The 17,612-nt window shown below is 55.1% G+C and carries 14 protein-coding genes; 9 read left to right on the top strand and 5 right to left on the bottom strand.

Annotated elements, in window-relative coordinates:
• Positions 1 to 2: 2 nt before the first annotated feature.
• From ABF979_RS03215 to ABF979_RS03230, 4 genes are all read right to left on the bottom strand, one after another.
• A complete protein-coding gene (locus ABF979_RS03215) occupies positions 3 to 2,132 on the bottom strand; it encodes a M3 family metallopeptidase (protein WP_317214370.1) in 2,130 nt (709 codons plus the stop codon).
• A gap of 74 nt (positions 2,133 to 2,206) precedes the next feature.
• Complete coding sequence (locus ABF979_RS03220; RefSeq protein WP_415557715.1) at positions 2,207 to 2,764, bottom strand: DsbA family protein; 558 nt, start codon at positions 2,762 to 2,764, stop codon at positions 2,207 to 2,209.
• Between the two features lie 16 nt (positions 2,765 to 2,780).
• Positions 2,781 to 3,203, bottom strand: a complete 423-nt coding sequence (gene arfB / locus ABF979_RS03225) for an alternative ribosome rescue aminoacyl-tRNA hydrolase ArfB (protein ID WP_415557717.1) — start codon at positions 3,201 to 3,203, stop codon at positions 2,781 to 2,783.
• Positions 3,204 to 3,246: 43 nt separating this feature from the next.
• Positions 3,247 to 4,305: an AraC family transcriptional regulator gene (locus ABF979_RS03230; protein ID WP_415557719.1), complete on the bottom strand. Its 1,059-nt coding sequence runs from the start codon at positions 4,303 to 4,305 to the stop codon at positions 3,247 to 3,249.
• A 182-nt stretch (positions 4,306 to 4,487) separates the two neighbouring features.
• On the opposite strand from ABF979_RS03230, the gene ABF979_RS03235 reads away from it, so the two are divergent.
• From ABF979_RS03235 to ABF979_RS03260, 6 genes are all read left to right on the top strand, one after another.
• Positions 4,488 to 5,870 (top strand): ethanolamine ammonia-lyase subunit EutB, encoded by a 1,383-nt coding sequence (locus ABF979_RS03235; protein ID WP_415557721.1) that lies wholly within the window; start codon positions 4,488 to 4,490, stop codon positions 5,868 to 5,870.
• 2 nt (positions 5,871 to 5,872) lie between these two features.
• Positions 5,873 to 6,670, top strand: coding sequence for an ethanolamine ammonia-lyase subunit EutC (gene eutC, locus ABF979_RS03240; RefSeq protein WP_415557723.1), 798 nt, complete (start codon positions 5,873 to 5,875; stop codon positions 6,668 to 6,670).
• A complete protein-coding gene (gene eat, locus ABF979_RS03245; protein WP_415557725.1) occupies positions 6,667 to 8,031 on the top strand; it encodes an ethanolamine permease in 1,365 nt (454 codons plus the stop codon). The genes eutC and eat overlap by 4 nt, the downstream gene beginning before the upstream one ends.
• Before the next feature lie 67 nt (positions 8,032 to 8,098).
• Complete coding sequence (locus ABF979_RS03250) at positions 8,099 to 9,526, top strand: outer membrane beta-barrel protein (RefSeq protein ID WP_415557859.1); 1,428 nt, start codon at positions 8,099 to 8,101, stop codon at positions 9,524 to 9,526.
• A 135-nt stretch (positions 9,527 to 9,661) separates the two neighbouring features.
• A complete protein-coding gene (locus ABF979_RS03255; RefSeq protein WP_415557861.1) occupies positions 9,662 to 10,399 on the top strand; it encodes a DeoR/GlpR family DNA-binding transcription regulator in 738 nt (245 codons plus the stop codon).
• Positions 10,392 to 11,609 carry a Bcr/CflA family efflux MFS transporter gene (locus tag ABF979_RS03260; protein WP_415557727.1) on the top strand — a complete coding sequence of 406 codons (1,218 nt, stop codon included), beginning with the start codon at positions 10,392 to 10,394 and terminating at the stop codon, positions 11,607 to 11,609. Before ABF979_RS03255 ends, ABF979_RS03260 begins: the two co-directional genes overlap by 8 nt.
• 16 nt (positions 11,610 to 11,625) lie before the next feature.
• On the opposite strand, the gene ABF979_RS03265 is transcribed toward ABF979_RS03260, so the two are convergent.
• On the bottom strand, positions 11,626 to 13,221 hold the full coding sequence (locus ABF979_RS03265) for an alkaline phosphatase D family protein (RefSeq protein ID WP_415557729.1): 1,596 nt from the start codon (positions 13,219 to 13,221) through the stop codon (positions 11,626 to 11,628).
• 173 nt (positions 13,222 to 13,394) lie between these two features.
• On the opposite strand from ABF979_RS03265, the gene ABF979_RS03270 reads away from it, so the two are divergent.
• From ABF979_RS03270 to ABF979_RS03280, 3 genes are all read left to right on the top strand, one after another.
• Positions 13,395 to 13,883: an RNA polymerase sigma factor gene (locus tag ABF979_RS03270; protein WP_415557731.1), complete on the top strand. Its 489-nt coding sequence runs from the start codon at positions 13,395 to 13,397 to the stop codon at positions 13,881 to 13,883.
• Positions 13,883 to 14,821: a FecR family protein gene (locus tag ABF979_RS03275; protein WP_415557733.1), complete on the top strand. Its 939-nt coding sequence runs from the start codon at positions 13,883 to 13,885 to the stop codon at positions 14,819 to 14,821. Before ABF979_RS03270 ends, ABF979_RS03275 begins: the two co-directional genes overlap by 1 nt.
• 100 nt (positions 14,822 to 14,921) lie before the next feature.
• A complete protein-coding gene (locus ABF979_RS03280) occupies positions 14,922 to 17,612 on the top strand; it encodes a secretin and TonB N-terminal domain-containing protein (protein WP_415557735.1) in 2,691 nt (896 codons plus the stop codon).

Raw genomic sequence — 17,612 nt, forward strand, 5'->3', positions numbered from 1 at the left:
TCTCACTTTTGGCTATCAGCCGTCAGGCCGCGATGCGCCAGCATCGGCTCAATATCCGGGTCTTTCCCGTAAAATGCACTGAACATCGGGCCATAATCCATCGTATGCCCTTTGGACAGGATCATGTCGCGGAAACGCTGACCATTCTCACGCGTCAAGCCACCATGCTGCGTGAACCAAGCAAAGGCATCCTGATCCAGCATTTCGGTCCACAGATATGCATAGTATCCGGCCGAATAGCCATTGGACCAGATATGCAGGAAGTAGCTCGAACGGTAACGCGGTGGCACGTTGGCCACGTCCAGTCCCATGCTGTTCAGGGCGTCAGCTTCAAACTTGTCCACATCCTGACGTGGTGCTGACGCCGGGAGGGCATGCCATTTCATGTCCAGCTCTGCTGCAGCGACGATCTCACCCAGGGCATAGCCCTGATTGAAACGGGCAGCCTTCTTGATCTTGGCGACCAGTTCCTGCGGCATCGGAGCGCCAGTCTTGTAGTGCCGAGCGTAATGGGAGAGCACCTTCGGATCGAGCGCCCAGTTCTCGTTAAACTGAGACGGGAACTCAACGAAATCCCGTGCGACACTGGTCCCTGAAATCGAAGGATATGTCTGGCTGGCAAACAGTCCATGCAAGGCATGCCCAAACTCATGGAACATGGTTGTCACGTCGTCAGACGTGATGAGCTGCGGCTGACCTGGTGCGGCCTTTGTAAAATTGGCTACGTTGTAGATGACCGGCTTCGTGCCCAACAGGGTGGACTGACCAACGAAATTGGACATCCATGCGCCGCCCGACTTGGTATCACGCTTGAAGTAATCAAAATACATCAGGCCAAGCTGTGAACCATCCTTATCAAAAACCTCAAACACCATGACATCAGGGTTATAAACCGGGATGTCAGTGCGCTGTTTGAAGGTCACTCCGTAAAGCTGGTTGGCGGCAAAGAAAACACCGTCTGTCAGAACGGTCTTCAGTTCGAAATATGGCTTCACTTCATCCTGGTTGAGCGCATACTTCTCATGGCGGACCTGCTCCGCGTAACGGCTCCAGTCCCAGGGCTTTAGTGTGAAGTTCTCACCATCCCGATGGATGGCGTCCTGCAACACACCAGCTTCTCGCTTCTGTTCAGCTGCAACCGCAGGAACAAGCTGCTTCATGAAATTTTCGGCAGCTTCCGGCGTCTTCGCCATCTGATCATACAGCGTGTAGGCCGCAAAGCTCGGGTAGCCGAACAGGGCCGCCTTCTGCGCCCGAAGCTGGGCGAGTTCTGCGATTGTGGACCGCGTATCGTTCTTGTCGCCCTTCTCTGCACGGTTCCAGCTCTGATCGAACAAGGCCTGACGCGTCTCGCGCTTGCTCAGGTTTTCCAGCGCTGGCTGCTGCGTTGTGTTCTGGAGCGGCAGAACCCACTTACCGGAAAGCTTGCGGCTTTCAGCGTCTTTCTGCGCGGAGGCGATCGTCCCGTCATCCAGTCCTGCAAGCGCCTCCTTGCTATCAACGACCAGAGCGCCATTTTTTGCAGCGGCAATCAGCTTCTGCTGATAGGCAGATTCAAGATTAGCAAGTTTCGTGTTGATGGCCCTCAGCTTGACCTTGTCCGCTTTGGAAAGCTGGGCGCCCGCATGAACGAACTGCTGGTAATAAACATCCAGAAGCTGCGCCTGCTCTGCATTCAGATTGAGGCTTGCGCGAGCATCGTAGATTGCCTTTACGCGCGCAAACAGGCGCTCATTCAGATAGACTTCATCTTCATGCTGAGACAGACGTGGCGCTTCACGGCTTTCAACCTTGTCCAGTTCGGCATCACTATTGGCTTGATAAACACCAAAGAACGTCTCCTGCACACGATCCAGCAGACGACCTGACTTCTCCATGGCGACAATCGTGTTTTCGAATGTCGGAGCGGCCTTGTTGTTGGCAATCGCTGTGATCTCGCGCAGATGATCTGCCATACCGCGCTCAAAAGCGGGCGCGTAATCACTGTCCTTGATCAGGTCAAAGCGGGGAGCCTGATACGGGAGTGTGCTGGCGCTGAAGAACGGATTTTCTGCGGCAGCATGTGCTTCAGTGCCAACGAGCGCGGCAAACGAGAGTGCGAAAGCCGCTCTGGTCCAGAGGTTGGAAGTCATTGAAAAGTCCTGACTGCTAAACGTTGTGGCGACTGTATTGAAGAAGCCGCATAACGTCCAATCTCTCTGTCTCGTCAGTCCTTTACGGGAAACAGCTTGTCTCCCCACTCGTCCACACTGTCGCCACTACTGAAGGCTGGATCAATCAGACCATCCACCATGAAGGTTGGCGAGACATGGATACCGTTCTGGCGACCGTAACGAGCATGCCATTTGACTACTGCCGTCACCTCGGGACGAACAAAGGCCTCAGCAAGTGGGACACCGCTATAAACCTCAATACGCTGTAGAATGTCTGCCGGTGTAGTGTCCATATTCGGTCCACGGCAATGATCGGTAAATTCGAACTCTTCCCGATGATCTGCAACAGCCGTCATGACGGCTAACGCAGCGTCCCGGCCCTCGTCCAGCGAAGATGCAGCCAGAATGGCCCGTACAATGACGCCGGAGAACATATGCCACGGCTGGGACTGGAGCCGCACGCGAACCGTCAGACGGTCTTGCCCCGCAAGTTGAAGGAGATCTGGTATTTTACGTAGGGTCTTGACGGAAAATGGGCAGGTCGGTTCCAGAAAGACTTCAAGAACCTTGGGTCCTGCGCCCCATTCCAGGGCAGAAAGCTGGAACGTCATGTATCTATTCTCCCTCTCAATCATCAAGCCGGATACGACGATTGCGTTTGATCCCGGCCCTATGGGCTTTTCCATCCAGTCGGCGCTGCCGTGCTCCTTTTCCGGGGCGTGTCGGCACCCGGTAGGCCTGTCGATGCGCGGCTTCACGGATCATTTCCGCCAAACGCTCAATGACGTCTTCGCGGTTGCGTAACTGCGTTCGAAAGCGCCTCCCGGTCAGCACAATTTCCCCATCCCGGGTCGCCCGACTACCCGCGATTTCCAGAAGACGGGTTCGTATCCGCTCCGACAGAACAGCAGAACCAGCGACATCGAAACGAAGTTGCGCGGCTGTCGCAACCTTGTTGACGTTCTGTCCACCTGGGCCAGACGCCAGAATATAGGTAACTTTTAGGTCCTCTTCCCGCAGGGACAGGCCGGGCATGACTTCAACACTCATTCCTCTTCCATACCACACGGACGGATGAACGTGCGACCATCAGTTAGCTCGCTGAAACGCTGTTCTGCTGTCTCCAGACCCGCGGGGAGACCCCAAACCATCTTCTGAACGCACGGCTGAAAGCACTGGTTTCGGTATATCCAAGGAGAGACGCAATCTCACTGACATCTCTCTCCGGCTCTGCGAGATATCGCAAGGCATCTATCTGGCGTGTTTCATCCAGTAGTCCGGAATAAGAAAGGCCGAGTTGGGCAAGTCTACGTTGAAGAGTCCAAGGCAAGAGAGACAGTTTTTCTGCCACGTCCCAGAACTCACAGCCACCCTGCGGCATTGATTTCCGGATATGCATCATAACCTGCTCTTTAAGGCTTGGACCTGACTCGGGCACTGTGTGCCCCGCCCCCCGCGCCAAAGTCACAAGTGAAGATTTCATCACCTCTAGAAGAGCTGCATCGGCGTCTGGCATGGGCGTTCTCAGCTGCTCTTTCCGGAACACAAGAGCATTCATCCCGGCAGAGAAGCGTATATCGGCCTGAAACGCCTCTCGATGCTCAGAAGCCTGTTCCGGTTGCTGATGAGCGAAGAGAACTTCCTGCGGGCACCAGTCCGTACCGAGACCAACTCTCAAAATATTCGCAAACATGCCCATCGTCAGTTCGGCATCATGCCGTCTGTCCTGAATTGCTGTGTCCGCAATCATATATTCGAGCCGGACGAGGTCATCCGTTTCAACAAATCGTGTAATAGTCTGGGCCTGATGGTATCCGAAATAAGCCGTCAGATTTCGTGCCGCCAGCTCCACTGTGTCCGAACAAAGCGCGATATAACCAATCAGGCCGAGTTGTCGTGGTCTGAACTGTTGCCCGAAATGCAGACCGATGTTTCCGTCCTGCGTATCTGTTTCGGCTTCGGAAAACAGACGGCAGTACGCCCCCAGATTCAATGCATCTGTTGGCATGGCGAATTGATGCGTTGAAAGACCCGACCGCCCTGCGATCCGGTCCATGTCTCCGCCTTGCTCCGTAAGGAATTTTTCCACACCGGCAGCGGCGGCCGCCAGGACATAGACGTCTGATCCGGAAGACTTTGGAAAGGATGACATGGTGTCTTCCTGTTGCTGCTCACTTGACACGAGTGTTGGCCGCATTGTCGTCAAATGTCAAAACGTTGTTGTTTCGGGTCAAGTCAAACTCGGTCCGAAAGAGATATAATTGCGATAACGGACAAAACCTTGATTCTCCCAAATGCGACTTTCGGGATGAGCAAAGGCAGAGGACTCTGGCCATGGCTTACAGATGCACCCTGCGAGGGGAACAGTATACCTTTGATGATCTGAAGACGCTGCTGGCCAAAGCGTCTCCTGCCCGCTCTGGTGATGAACTCGCGGGCCTATCTGCCTCTTCCGATGCTCAACGCGTTGCCGCCCGTTACGCTCTCGCAAACCTCCCCCTCGACACATTCCTGAAATCAGAACTCATCCCTTACGAAACGGATGACGTGACGCGCCTGATTTTGGATACACACGACCAGAGCGCCTTCTCCCCGCTCTCATCGTTGACTGTTGCTGGCTTCCGGGACTGGCTGCTGTCCGAAGACGCCACGACAGAAGCACTGGCAGCCTTAGCTCCAGGCATCACACCGGAAATGGCCGCTGCTGTCAGTAAGATCATGAGAAATCAGGATCTTATTACAGTGTCGCGCAAGATCCGCGTCCTCACAAAATTTCGCAATACCATCGGCCTCGAAGGTTGTCTGTCCACACGTCTGCAACCCAACCATCCTACAGATGATCTGAGGGGTATTGCCGCTTCTACGCTTGATGGTCTTTTGCGTGGCATGGGCGATGCCGTCATTGGCATCAACCCGGCAACAGACAGCGTCTCCAATGGTCTTGCCCTGCTGGAAATGCTGGACCAAGCCCGCCAGCGCTATGACATTCCCACACAGACATGCGTTCTGACGCACGTCACCAACACACTCGAAATCATGAACCGTGGCGGCGCGGTTGATCTGGTGTTTCAGTCCATCGCAGGCACCCAGAAAGCCAATGAAGGCTTCGGAGTCAGCCTCTCAATTCTCAAGGAAGCCCATGAGGCCGCCCGAGCGCTGAACCGGGGTACCATCGGCAAAAATGTCATGTATTTCGAGACGGGTCAGGGCGCTGCACTCTCCGCCGATGCCCATCATGGCGTTGATCAGCAGACTGTAGAAGCCCGCGCCTATGCTGTGGCTCGCGCCTATGACCCCCTTCTCGTCAATACGGTCGTCGGGTTCATCGGGCCGGAGTATCTGTATGATGGAAAGCAGATCATCCGTGCCGCGCTGGAGGATCATTTCTGTGCGAAGTTGCTGGGCGTCCCGATGGGGTGTGACGCCTGCTATACCAACCATGCCGAGGCTGATCAGGATGATATGGACAACCTGATGGTGCTGCTGGGAGCTGCTGGGATCACGTTCCTCATCGGGGTGCCGGGAGCTGATGACATCATGCTCAATTACCAGAGCCTGTCGTTCCATGACCTTCTGAGCCTTCGGAAGCTTCTGGGCCTCAAGCCCGCTCCGGAATTTGCTGGCTGGCTGGATAAAATGGGCCTCTATGATCCGCAAACGGAGCGCATGCTGGATATTCCACCCGGCCAGACCCTTCTTGGTGAAATGGCGCGTTGAACATGACGGATGACCGCAACGCGCCCTCTATTCCGCCGCACGCAGCAGACCTCTGGCAGGATTTGCGGCGTCTGACCCGTGCCCGGATCGGCCTGGGTCGCGCAGGAAACGCGTTGAAAACCGAGGATGTGCTCGATTTTCAGGCTTCGCACGCCCAAGCCCGGGACGCGGTCCACACACCTCTAGACGTTTCAGCCCTGACAGCGACTTTAGGGCCTGAGCCCTATCTGATCGTCCATAGCCGCGCATCAGACCGTTCCACCTATTTGCGTCGCCCCGATCTTGGCCGCCGGCTGGCCCCAGAAACGCTCGGCACTCTCACAAAAGGTGACTGGGACGTAGTATTCGTCGCGGGCGATGGTCTGTCTTCTTTTGCCACCCAGCAAAATGCTACTCCGCTCTTTCGGGCCATGAAGAGCCGCCTTCCGGATTGGAAAATCGCCCCGCTGGTTATTGCAACACAGGCACGCGTCGCTCTGGGGGACGAAATTGCCGTCACTCTCGGAGCGAGAATGGTTGTGATGATGATTGGCGAACGTCCCGGTCTCAGCGTCGCGGATAGTCTGGGCGTGTACCTGACATATGCGCCGTTTGTGGGCTGCCCGGATTCAGCACGGAACTGCCTCTCCAACATTCATGCTCATGGCATGACCATTCCCGCCGCCGCGACAAAACTGGCCTGGCTCATGCGTGAAGCCCGCCATCTGAAACTCACTGGCGTCGGCCTCAAAGATGCGGCGCCAGATGCCCCTCTGATTGAAAACACCACTCCCACCCTGAAAAAGGACAATGACCAATGAGCACTGCTCCGACGCATCTCAACAAGTCCCTTAGTGCGTTTCATCTCTGGGGAATTGCGGTTGGTCTCGTCATTTCGGGTGAATATTTTGGATGGAGCTACGGCTGGGCAACAGCGGGGACGTTAGGCTTTCTGATTGCCACAGTTTTTGTCGCGCTCGTTTATACCAGTTTCATTTTCAGCTTCACGGAACTGACATGTGCCATCCCGCAGGCAGGGGGCCCGTTTGCTTACAGCCAGCGTGCGCTTGGCCGCTGGGGTGGTTTGATTGCCGGTCTGGCCACACTGGTTGAATTCATTTTCGCACCACCAGCCATCGCGCTTGCCATCGGAGCCTATCTGAACGTTCAGTTTCCTCATCTGAACCCAAAGGTGGCAGCACTGGGCGCCTATATCGTCTTCATGGCGCTCAATATCGTGGGGGTCCATATTGCCGCCACGTTCGAACTGTTCATCACAATCGCCGCAATCATTGAGCTGCTGGTATTCATGGGCGTCGTTGCTCCCGCTTTTTCATGGGACAACTTCCTGCACGATGGATGGGGCGTTGCACCTCATTTCGGACTGGAGGCCATGGGTGGCATCTTCGCGGCCATTCCTTTTGCCATCTGGTTCTTCCTGGCGATCGAAGGCGTCGCCATGGCGGCGGAAGAAGCCAGCAACCCTCGCCGATCCATCCCCATCGCCTATGTTGCAGGGGTTCTAACGCTGGTCGCACTGGCTTTTGGCGTCATGGTATTTGCTGGTGGTGCGGGGGATTGGCATGCGTTGGCCAACCTGAATGATCCCCTGCCTCAGGCGATGAAGCATGTTGTCGGCGCACATAGCGGCTGGCTGCATATGCTGGTCTGGCTGGGTCTGTTTGGACTTGTCGCGTCTTTGCACGGGATCATCATGGGATATGCTCGCCAGATTTTCGCAATGGCGCGGGCTGGCTTTCTGCCCGCTGTTCTCGGCAAAGTGCATCCCCGCTTCCACACACCCTACACCGCGACCATTGCCGGTGGCGTTATTGGCATTGCTGCCATTTTCTCTGATGACGTCATTTCGATCCACGGCCAGTCTTTGACGGCAACGCTTGTCACCATGGCCGTCTTTGGGTCGCTGACGATGTATATTCTCAGCATGGTAAGCCTGTTTCGCCTACGCCAGATGGAGCCAGATCTTGCGCGGAGTTATCGTGCACCGCTCTACCCCGTTCTTCCGGGTATTGCCTTGGCAGGCGCAGTGATCCTTCTGGTCGCCGTCACGTATTACAACCCGGAAGTCTGCCTGATTTACATGGCCTTCATGACGATACTGAGCCTCTTCTTCATGCGGAAATACCAGAACGGGCAGAAGCAGGCAGCCTCAGAAATCTGATCCGTTTTTCCTCACGACCCTTCCGAAACCTTCAGGAACGGAATTTCGCGTGTCAAAAAAACACGTCATGGCAGTCTTTTGTCTGCTAGCCGGAACCGCCCTGCCGTCTTTCGCCTATGCGCAGGCGGCGGCCTCTTCAAACACGACGATCACGCCAAACGGCACGCCCAATCCCAATCACCCTACCCCATCGCCAACAGCATCCCATACGAACGATGCCGGAGATCCTGATCTTCCGGCGTTGAAAGCCGGAAATCTTTTCTCTCCCAAAGCAGGACGTCCCCTTACTTATTGGGATGGGCTGGTCGGACATCTCACGGTCGAAGCTGGTATCAGCGGGAACCCGTGGACTAAATCTGGACGGAATTTCGGGCAGTTTTATCTGGATCGCGCGAATACCGTGACCCTTAACCAGATCATGGGCTCTCTGTCGCATCCCGTCACCTCCATCGGAAGCGGTTACGGGATCGGGTTTGTCGTAGAGATGATGTACGGATCTGACTCACGTTTCGACCCAACGATCGGAATGGGCGACGGCACGATTAGCGGCTTGTACCAGTGGGCACCCACACAGGCCCATATCGACATCCACACGCCATGGATTTTCCATCACGGCATCGATTTCCAGGCCGGTCAAATGTACGGCCTGATGGGCGCTGAAGGCACACCAGCCCTCGCCCGTCCGTTCTATTCTTTCAATTACGCCGCCGACTATATCGTTCCCTTCGAGACGGTAGGCGTCGTGGCCACGATGCATTTAAGCCATCACATGGACTGGATCCTGGGCATCGATACAGGCAATTCCACAACCTTCGGAGGCGCTGGAAACAATAGCCGCCCCAAAGGCTACTTTGGCTTTGCGTGGAATAATCTGATGGGCGGCAAGCTGAATGTCCATGCTATTGGCCATTTCGGCCCGCAGGCAAATAATGGCCGCACGATCGTTTCACCCGCCGGATGGAACAGTGCAGGCATCGGGCGATCCGCCAACGATCTCATGCAGTATAACGCGGACCTTCTCGCCACTTATCACGTGACAGATGCATTGTCCGTGATGGCAGAAGCCCTCTATCTGCACGACGATGCGTCGCGCGACGATGCTTATGGCGTTTCTTCATATCTGTCGTGGGACATCCGGCCATCCCTCACACTCAACGTCCGAGGTGAGATCTTCCGAGACAACACTGGCGGCATCATCAACCAGTATTCCAGCGACATGTCCTACACAAACTCGCTGAGAAACCGCCCGTTCGAGTATTATAACGCCCTGCCGACCACATACGGAGACCTGACAGTTGGGGTGGCGTACCGGCCCACCTTCATCAACCGACATCTGGGTCCAGCCAGCCTGACCCTCCGACCTGAAATCCGTCTGGACAAATCCCTGAATGGAACACACCCCTTCAATCAATCCGGCACAGTCTCTTCCAGAACGGTGAATAACGGGACGAACAACATGCTGTGGTTCAATCTGGATGCTGTCCTGAGTTTCTGATCTGCCACACCTTCCCTTTCAAAACGGAGGGACATGCAAAACTTCTTGACAGGTTATGCGCGTTTATGACGGTTTGCGCGTGTTTTAACCCGTTTCGGAGAAAGTCCCATTCTCAAGGACGAACGTCTCAGCCACATTCGCGCCCGTCTGCGAAGCCACGGGCGTGTTGTCGCGGCTGATCTGGCCACGGAATGGACCGTCCCGGTCGATATGATCCGGCGCGATCTGCGTGAGCTCTCTGAAGCAGGAGAATGTCGCCGCGTTTATGGCGGTGCACTGCGGCTACAGCCCAATGCGTCTCATATCCGGGCGAGAATGGGCGAAAAGGTTCCACTGAAGAACGCCCTCGCACGGCAGGCCGCAACGCTTTTCAAGCCGCGGCAGGTTGTCTTCATCGACACTGGCTCAACCAATATTGCTCTGGCTGGATCGCTTCCCCGCGATACACCTTTGACTGTGGTCACACCCAGTCCCGCCGTTGCTGTTGCCCTGAGCGACGCAGACCAGATTGAAACCATTATGATTGGCGGGCGTCTGGAAGGAACAACGGGTGGCGTGACAGGGTCAGTCGCCGTCCAGTCCCTTCAGCATTACCGTTTTGATCTCTGCTCTTTGGGCGTCTGGGCCATTTCCGCCGAAGGACCAAGTGTCTGGGATCATGAAGAAGCCGCCTTCAAACGTGAGGTTCTGAGCCGGAGCGAAAGCGTGGTGATCATGGCCGAAGCAAGCAAGATCGGGTCCGGGGGGCGCTTCCCCGTTGCCCCTCTTGAAACTGTCCAGACCCTGATCGTTACCGATGATGCCCCAACAGACGAGCTCACCCGCATGACGGCCTCTGGCGTCACCATTATCAAGGTTCCAGTCCATGACTGATCCCACTACCGAGACATCACGTCCCGCCCAACGGGATCTTATCCTCATCCTCGGACTGCTGACGTGTCTCGGTCCGCTTAACATCGATATGTACCTGCCGGGTTTCCCCAGTATCGGGCATGATTTTCACGCTGGAGAGACCGCAGTTCAGTTCAGCCTGACCAGCACCCTGATCGGGCTGGCGCTGGGACAGCTCATGGTGGGACCGTTCAGCGACTCACGCGGCCGGAAAGGGCCGCTCCTGGCAGCGATGGCGCTTTTTGCGCTGTCATCCCTGTTCTGCGCCATTTCATCCAGCATCACAGCGTTCATCGTCGCCCGCTTTCTCCAGGGCCTCACCGCATCAGCCGGATTGGTTCTGTCGCGGGCAGTGGTGCGGGACGTGTTTAATGGGCCGGACCTCGCACGGTTCTTTTCTCGCTTGATGATCATCAATGCTGTCGCCCCCATGGTGGCACCAATGATGGGTGGAGCCATTCTGGCTTTGCCATCAGCAACATGGCGCACCATGTTCTGGTTCCTGACCGGCTTTGGCATCGTGGCGCTAGGTCTGGTCGGCGGGCGCCTGAATGAAACTCTTGAATTACACCGCCGCCTGCCCAATTCAGCACGCTCGACGCTAGAGACATTCCATAGCCTCCTGACGGACCGGGAATTCATTGGGCATGCGTTGACTGTGGGGCTGATCCATGGCGGCAGCTTTGCCTATGTGGCCGGCACGCCCTTCGTCTATCAGGACATCTACGGCGTCTCGCCCCAGACATTCAGTCTTCTGTTTGGAATCAATGGTCTGGCACTCGTCGGGGGGAGCTGGCTGATTGGCCGTGCAGGCAGCATGGCGCGCACCAATACAATGCTCCGGGCATCCGTGATCTGCATTACAACCGCAGCCGCACTGATCACGCTTAATGCGACACTGAAAGGACCGCTCTTCCTGTTGGTGGCAGCCATCTTCCTTTACATGACGTGCATCGGCATGATTTTGACGGCTACATTTGTTCTCGCCATTGCCAAGCAAGGCCACCGTGCAGGAAGTGCGAGTGCCATCCTCGGCTCTCTCAACCTCCTGGTTGGCGGCGTTGCTGCTCCTCTCGTCGGGCTGAGCAAAACCAGTGCCTTACCGATGGGACTAGTTCTGTTCTTTACCTCTCTCGCAGGCTTGCTGACCTGCTTTCGCATGACTTCAAACCATCAGGACGAAACGCCCTGATGGTCGACATATCCGCTCAGGCCTTTTGAAGGCCTGGGTTGCCACGCTCAACTGCAAAACTGGCGTAGGTTGAGAGCTGTCCCTCGTGATTGCTCACCTGATCCAGAGTTTTAAGATCTGCTCGCCAGACATCCCGGCCAACATCGCACAACACATAGCCACGCTTGTCTGTCGTTGCCTTAAGATGCGGGTTTTCACGCCGAACCGACTGGCTATGGGCGTCATTATCTCCAACGCCATCACCGCCTGAAGAAATGGACGTCGCCAGAAATTCCACGGAGACCGGCTTCTGCTTGGCGGGATCAATCACGAGATTGCCCGCATAATGCCGATGTGCGTCGCCCGTCACGTTGACCACGTTTCCGGGGCAGTGCTCTCCGATGAACTGAAGCAGTCGGTTACGGCTATGCATATAACCGGACCACTGATCCATGCTGTAAAGCAGTTCCGAATGGGCTGACTTACGGTGAGCAAGATCCATAACCATCACCTGATGCGCCAGCAGGTTCCACCGCGTGTCAGATTGTCCCAGCCCGTTGAAAAGCCAGGCCTCCTGCTGTTGTCCCATCATTGTGCGTTCGGGTGACCAGACATCCGGTCCCTGCGGAACGTCTTTATCACCATAAGCCTGATCGCTCCGGTACTGACGGGTATCCAACACGAACGTATTCATCAGATCACCAAAGCGGAAGCTTCGGTACATCTGCATGTGACTGCCATCTGGAAGAGAACTGATACGAAGGGGCATATGTTCGTAATAGGCCTGCATGGCGGATGCCCGACGCAGACGGAAAATATCCGCCGGAGTACCGTCCTGATCGGTATCCCCTGCCCAGTTATTATCAACTTCATGATCATCAAAGCTTACCAGCCATGGCGCAGCGGCATGAGCAGCCTGTAGGTCCGGGTCAATTTTGTACTGCGCGTAACGGCGGCGATACTCGTCGAGGGAATAGATTTCTGGCCCGATGTGCCGACGGACCGCCGTAAATGGCTTTCCATAAACGGTGTGTACGCCTGCCCCAATATCGGCTCCTTCGTAAATATAGTCCCCGTAATGGAAAACAAAATCGACGTTCTCGTTCGCGATAGCTCGCCAGCCACTGTAATACCCAAATTCGTAGTGCTGACACCCTGCGGCGGCGAACCTTACACGCTGCACGCTTGCACCGGGCAACGGCAAAGTACGGGCGCGACCCATCGGGCTCTCATGTCCGGCAATATGGAAACGATACCAGTAAGGCCGATCTGGTTGGAGCCCATCAACTTCAACATGAACGGAATGAGCGAGTTCTGGGTGAGCAATGGTCTGCCCCGACCGCAGGCGTGTTGAAAAACGCGCATCCTCGCTAATTTCCCAGTCCACCAGAACAGGCTTCAGGCGCTTCATTCCTCCCGCTTCTTCCAGCGGGTGCGGCGCAAGGCGTGTCCATATTACGAAACCGTCTGGTGCCGGATCTCCGGATGCTACACCCAACTGAAAGGGCGATGCATCAAACTCAGGAGTCTTGTCCAGATTATGCGGGGCGGCAGCAGACAACTGCTTCAGGCGGTAGGAAAACAGGAGCCCTGCTCCCAAACCTGTCAATACCCGTCGGCGGTTTAAAAGCATGATGGAAAATCTTTCGCTGAAATCGAGCGGTCGCACTCTTTCCAAGACAGCGAATGAGAGCGTTTGCCCATGCCCTTCAGCCTCTTTTCATGAAACTGTCACAGACCCATCCCGCCAAAATCCGTAATGGAGCGCTGCAGGCAGTCCATCTTTAAAACAGGATGATAGAAGCTTTGGCGGAAAACTGGTTTCCCTGTCAGCAGGAATGGCTGCGCCTTTGCCGCCGCATCAAAAGCCTGACACATCGCGACGATGCGGAGGATCATCTGCAGACGGCGCTGGCGAATTATTATGAACGCGCCAAAGACGACGTGACGCATCCGGAAGCATACATCGCCAGAAGTGCGCTCAACCTGCATCTCAATGATTTGAAAAAAGCCTCATCGCGCCTACAATCTTTCAGCGATGATCGGGATATTACATTAGAAATAGAAGATCCTGGGCCATCCCAGGAAGACGTTTATGCGTCAGGCCAAAGAATGGGTCGCTTTCACGAGGGTTGCAGACAGCTTCCCGAAAAGACAAGGCAGGCCTTTCTTCTCAATCGTGTTGAAAAAATGAAGTATCGGGAGATTGCTTTAACGCTGGGAATGAGCGAAAGCAGCGTGGAAAAGCATATTGCAAAAGCCCTTGTCTTTCTTGCTTCCTGGATGGACCATTAATGCCTTCCGAAAAGCAGTTCGCAGTTCGAGAACAGGCCGCCCTCTGGATTGCGCGCCTGCACGCTGATGATTGTAACGACACGGACCGTGCCCGCTTTGTACAGTGGATGCGTGAGGACACCTGTAACGCCAATACTTTTGAACTCCTGACGGATTACTGGGAGCTTGGCGGCGGGGTTCCAACACAAAGCATTCCTGCAACGCCCGCAAAACGCTTAGATACGCATGGTTTTTCGTTAGGGCGTAGAAGTGCACTGGCCCTTGCCTCAGCTGCTCTCATCGCACTTGTGCCGATGAACAAGACTGCCAGAGCATCCCGTGTTCTGCAGGCATCGACTGGGCATACTCTTCGCATTGCATTGCCTAATTACGGCACATGCCTCCTGGATTCAGGAAGCCGGATGACGCTGTCTGAAGATGGGCACCGCGCGAGACTGGAGCACGGGCAAGTGCTGCTTTCCCCTGAAAGCTCATCAGATTTCCACCTCTCAGTTCGAAACGTCACAGTTCGGCTCTCACGACAGACCTCAGCGAATGTCCGCATGGAACAGAACTGCACAGACATCACGGCACTTCGGGGCAGGATATTGCTCCGAAGCGGAACAACTGCCGCAGATGATATCTGGATCCGCACGGGGCAGCGCTTTCGAATTGCCCAGGATGGTGCGGTGAGCATCGATTATCCCAACATCGAAGCGCTTCTTTCCTGGCAGACCGGACGTCTGATTTTCCGCAATACGCCTCTGCAGGAGGCTGTTTCAGAAATCCGACGGTATAGCCAACGTCAGATCATCCTGGCGTCGCCAACTGTTTCAAATATGCGGTTAAGCGGGGTTTATTTTGTGTCGCAGGGCGAGATGTTTTTGCGGATGCTTCCGCGCCTTCTTCCCTTGACGCTCCAGGAACAGGGAAACGTTTTCATCTTTCGTGCTTTATGACGGTTTCATGAAAACCGTTGAACAATGCTGAGGTTTTTCAGTTTTCATTTGTCTTCCTGTTGAGATCGCCTTCTGCGATCACCAACAGGATAGAGAATACATGGCCGTCAACGTCCGGTGCCCCCTTCGCGCAGTTCTGCTTCTGACTGTAGGGACGACCATTCTGACCCATTCTGCTCTGGCTACACCGTCAGCCACAGCGAATATTCACATTAACCGTCAGCCAATGGCACAGGCACTGGAATCCCTGAGCCAACAGACCGGCCAGAGTGTCATTTTCTCTCCTGAACTGGTGGACCACCTTCAGGCTCCGTCCGTTAATGGCGCCCTGTCAGTTGAGGCAGCCGTAGCGCGGTTGCTCAGTGGGATCGGCCTGGTTGCCGAGGTTGCTCCAGGCGGCGGAATGGTCATTCGACGTGGTGCCTCTACAAAACGCCCCCCAAAGCGCATACGCGCATCGCGGACCTGTGATGAGCGCGACATTGAGCAGATTGTTGCGACAGGCCATCGGACACGGTCTGTGTTGAGCATCAGCGGCGACCAGATGCAGGAAATGATGCCGGGTCAGAACCCGATGCAGGCGCTGGATCTTCTACCTGGCGTGACATTCAACAATGTTGATCCGTGGGGCAACAACGAGCAGAACTCAAGCATTTACGTTCACGGTTTTTCCAACAGCCAGCTTGGCTACACCCTTGATGGTGTGCCGCTCGGTGCGGGCGCTTACGGCAATTATAATGGCCTCTCTCCGCAACGAGCCGCCATCAGCGAAAATATCGGCCAAACGTCCCTCTCCTCTGGGGCGGGCGCACTCGGAACAGCGTCCACCAGTAACCTGGGCGGAACAATTGAGTTCAATACGCGGGACCCGAAAGCAAAAGCCGGCGCAACAATCCGGCAGACTTTCGGCAGCTATTCCACGTTTCGCACCTATGCCCGTCTAGACACTGGTAATTTTGGCAACGGAAACGCGGCCTATGTTTCTTTCTCACGGCAAGATGCCAGACCTTGGAATCTTGGTGCAGGAAACAATCAGGGTGGCTATCAGGTAAATGGCAAGTTTGTTCATAAAGGTAAAAACACCACCATCACGGCGTATTTTGACTGGCAGGACAAGGCAGAGCCCAACACACAAGGACTAACGGCGCCCACAGACCTCTATGCTCGCGGTGCGTTTTTCCCTGATTTGAACGCTGCCATGGCCAACTACCCTGCCATGACCTCCAAACCCGCAGCCCCAGGAACGCCCAATAATAAATACTATTACTCAGCAGCGCAGCGAACCGATTACCTCACCTATCTGAAAATTTCGCACAAATTTTCTCCAAACCTAACGTGGGATAACCAGCTTTACTTTCACTATGACGATGGCGCGGGCGTGGTCGCAACGTCTATTCGCACCAACGCTATCCTGACAATCCTTGGAAGCTACCTGGACCCTACTGGATCCAAATACATCAAGAATGGTCAGTTTACGTATAGCAATGCCGGAATTGATCCGAAGGTCTGGAATGCAACCGGCGGAACAGGTTTTGCTGTTCGTACGACGGAGTATGAAGACTATCGCGGAGGCCTGACCAGCACCCTGCACTATCATCTGGGCCACCATAATATTGAGGTTGGCGGATGGTACGAACGCAACAACAATACACAAGGGCGTCTTTGGTATCCGCTCACCGCAACGGACACGCTGACGCCGTATAAGCGCGCGACCAATCCTCTTTTTACTCAGTGGATGAATGCGTTTTACACGAACACGTTTGTCACACACCTGCAGGATAGCTGGCGCGTAACGCCCCATCTGACCCTGACAGCAGGCTTCAAGTCCGAGATGGTTTATACCAACGGCACGTTGCCCGTCGCTGCTTTGCCGCAGTCTCTGGCATCATCTGTTAAAGGTGCAAAAACGATTGTCGATACCAGCACCCACACAGTGGCTGGCGGAACGATCCCGTCTTACAAACCCTTCCTTCCCGCTTTCGGTGCCTTGTGGAGCTTCACGCCACATGAGCAGTTATTCGCCAACATTCAGGAAAACATGAATTCGTTTGCCCAGACCGGATATGGCAGCACGTCACCTTGGGCTGTGACCAGTCAGGATGCATTTGAAGACTTCAAGAAAACAGGAAAACCAGAAACGTCCTGGACCTATGAAGCTGGTATTCGAACCAATCGACCGCTGTTTCTTGGCCCACTCACGGGGATCAGTGGTCAGCTTGAATATTATCATGTCGATTTCTTCAATCGCCTTGGCTCGATCAAGCCACCTAATCAGGGAATTTCCGGCGTTGGTGGCACTGTCGCCAACCTGGGCAGCGTTTCGACAAATGGTATGGATCTGTCATTCACACTCCGGTTCGGGCAGCACTTCTCAATCTATGATGCCGTATCCTATGTCAGCAGCATCTACGGCAGCGATTTCATGGACGGCACCACGCTTTACGCGACAAAAGGCGAGAAAGTCCCGGCTATTCCTGTCTGGTCTGACAAGTTCGCCATCAACTACAATCAGGCAGGCTTCAACGCTCAGCTCTTCGGAACCTATATGGGTGTTCGTCCAGGTACGATTACCAATACCGTCATGGTGCCACCAAGGTTCCAGCTTGGTTTCAGCTCTGGTTATACGTTCAAGCATATCCCGCACATGCAGAGCCTCAAACTCCAGTTCAACGTCAGCAACCTGACGAATACGCGCTCCTGGTCCACCATCACCGCGGGAGATGGCTCAACGTATGTGGGTTATCCTACACCGCCACGCATGTTCTTTGGCACGGTGGCGGCCTCGTTCTGA

It is taken from the genome of Gluconobacter sp. (assembly GCF_047723935.1).
Taxonomy (GTDB): Bacteria; Pseudomonadota; Alphaproteobacteria; order Acetobacterales; family Acetobacteraceae; genus Gluconobacter.

Bases quoted from the DNA above. Each gene is read 5' to 3' on its own strand.
- ABF979_RS03215 (WP_317214370.1), bottom strand. From the start codon at position 2,132: ATGACTTCCAACCTCTGGACCAGAGCGGCTTTCGCACTCTCGTTTGCC.
- ABF979_RS03220 (WP_415557715.1), bottom strand. From the start codon at position 2,764: ATGACGTTCCAGCTTTCTGCCCTGGAATGGGGCGCAGGACCCAAGGTT.
- arfB (WP_415557717.1), bottom strand. From the start codon at position 3,203: ATGAGTGTTGAAGTCATGCCCGGCCTGTCCCTGCGGGAAGAGGACCTA.
- ABF979_RS03230 (WP_415557719.1), bottom strand. From the start codon at position 4,305: ATGTCATCCTTTCCAAAGTCTTCCGGATCAGACGTCTATGTCCTGGCG.
- ABF979_RS03235 (WP_415557721.1), top strand. From the start codon at position 4,488: ATGGCTTACAGATGCACCCTGCGAGGGGAACAGTATACCTTTGATGAT.
- eutC (WP_415557723.1), top strand. From the start codon at position 5,873: ATGACGGATGACCGCAACGCGCCCTCTATTCCGCCGCACGCAGCAGAC.
- eat (WP_415557725.1), top strand. From the start codon at position 6,667: ATGAGCACTGCTCCGACGCATCTCAACAAGTCCCTTAGTGCGTTTCAT.
- ABF979_RS03250 (WP_415557859.1), top strand. From the start codon at position 8,099: ATGGCAGTCTTTTGTCTGCTAGCCGGAACCGCCCTGCCGTCTTTCGCC.
- ABF979_RS03260 (WP_415557727.1), top strand. From the start codon at position 10,392: ATGACTGATCCCACTACCGAGACATCACGTCCCGCCCAACGGGATCTT.
- ABF979_RS03265 (WP_415557729.1), bottom strand. From the start codon at position 13,221: ATGCTTTTAAACCGCCGACGGGTATTGACAGGTTTGGGAGCAGGGCTC.
- ABF979_RS03275 (WP_415557733.1), top strand. From the start codon at position 13,883: ATGCCTTCCGAAAAGCAGTTCGCAGTTCGAGAACAGGCCGCCCTCTGG.
- ABF979_RS03280 (WP_415557735.1), top strand. From the start codon at position 14,922: ATGGCCGTCAACGTCCGGTGCCCCCTTCGCGCAGTTCTGCTTCTGACT.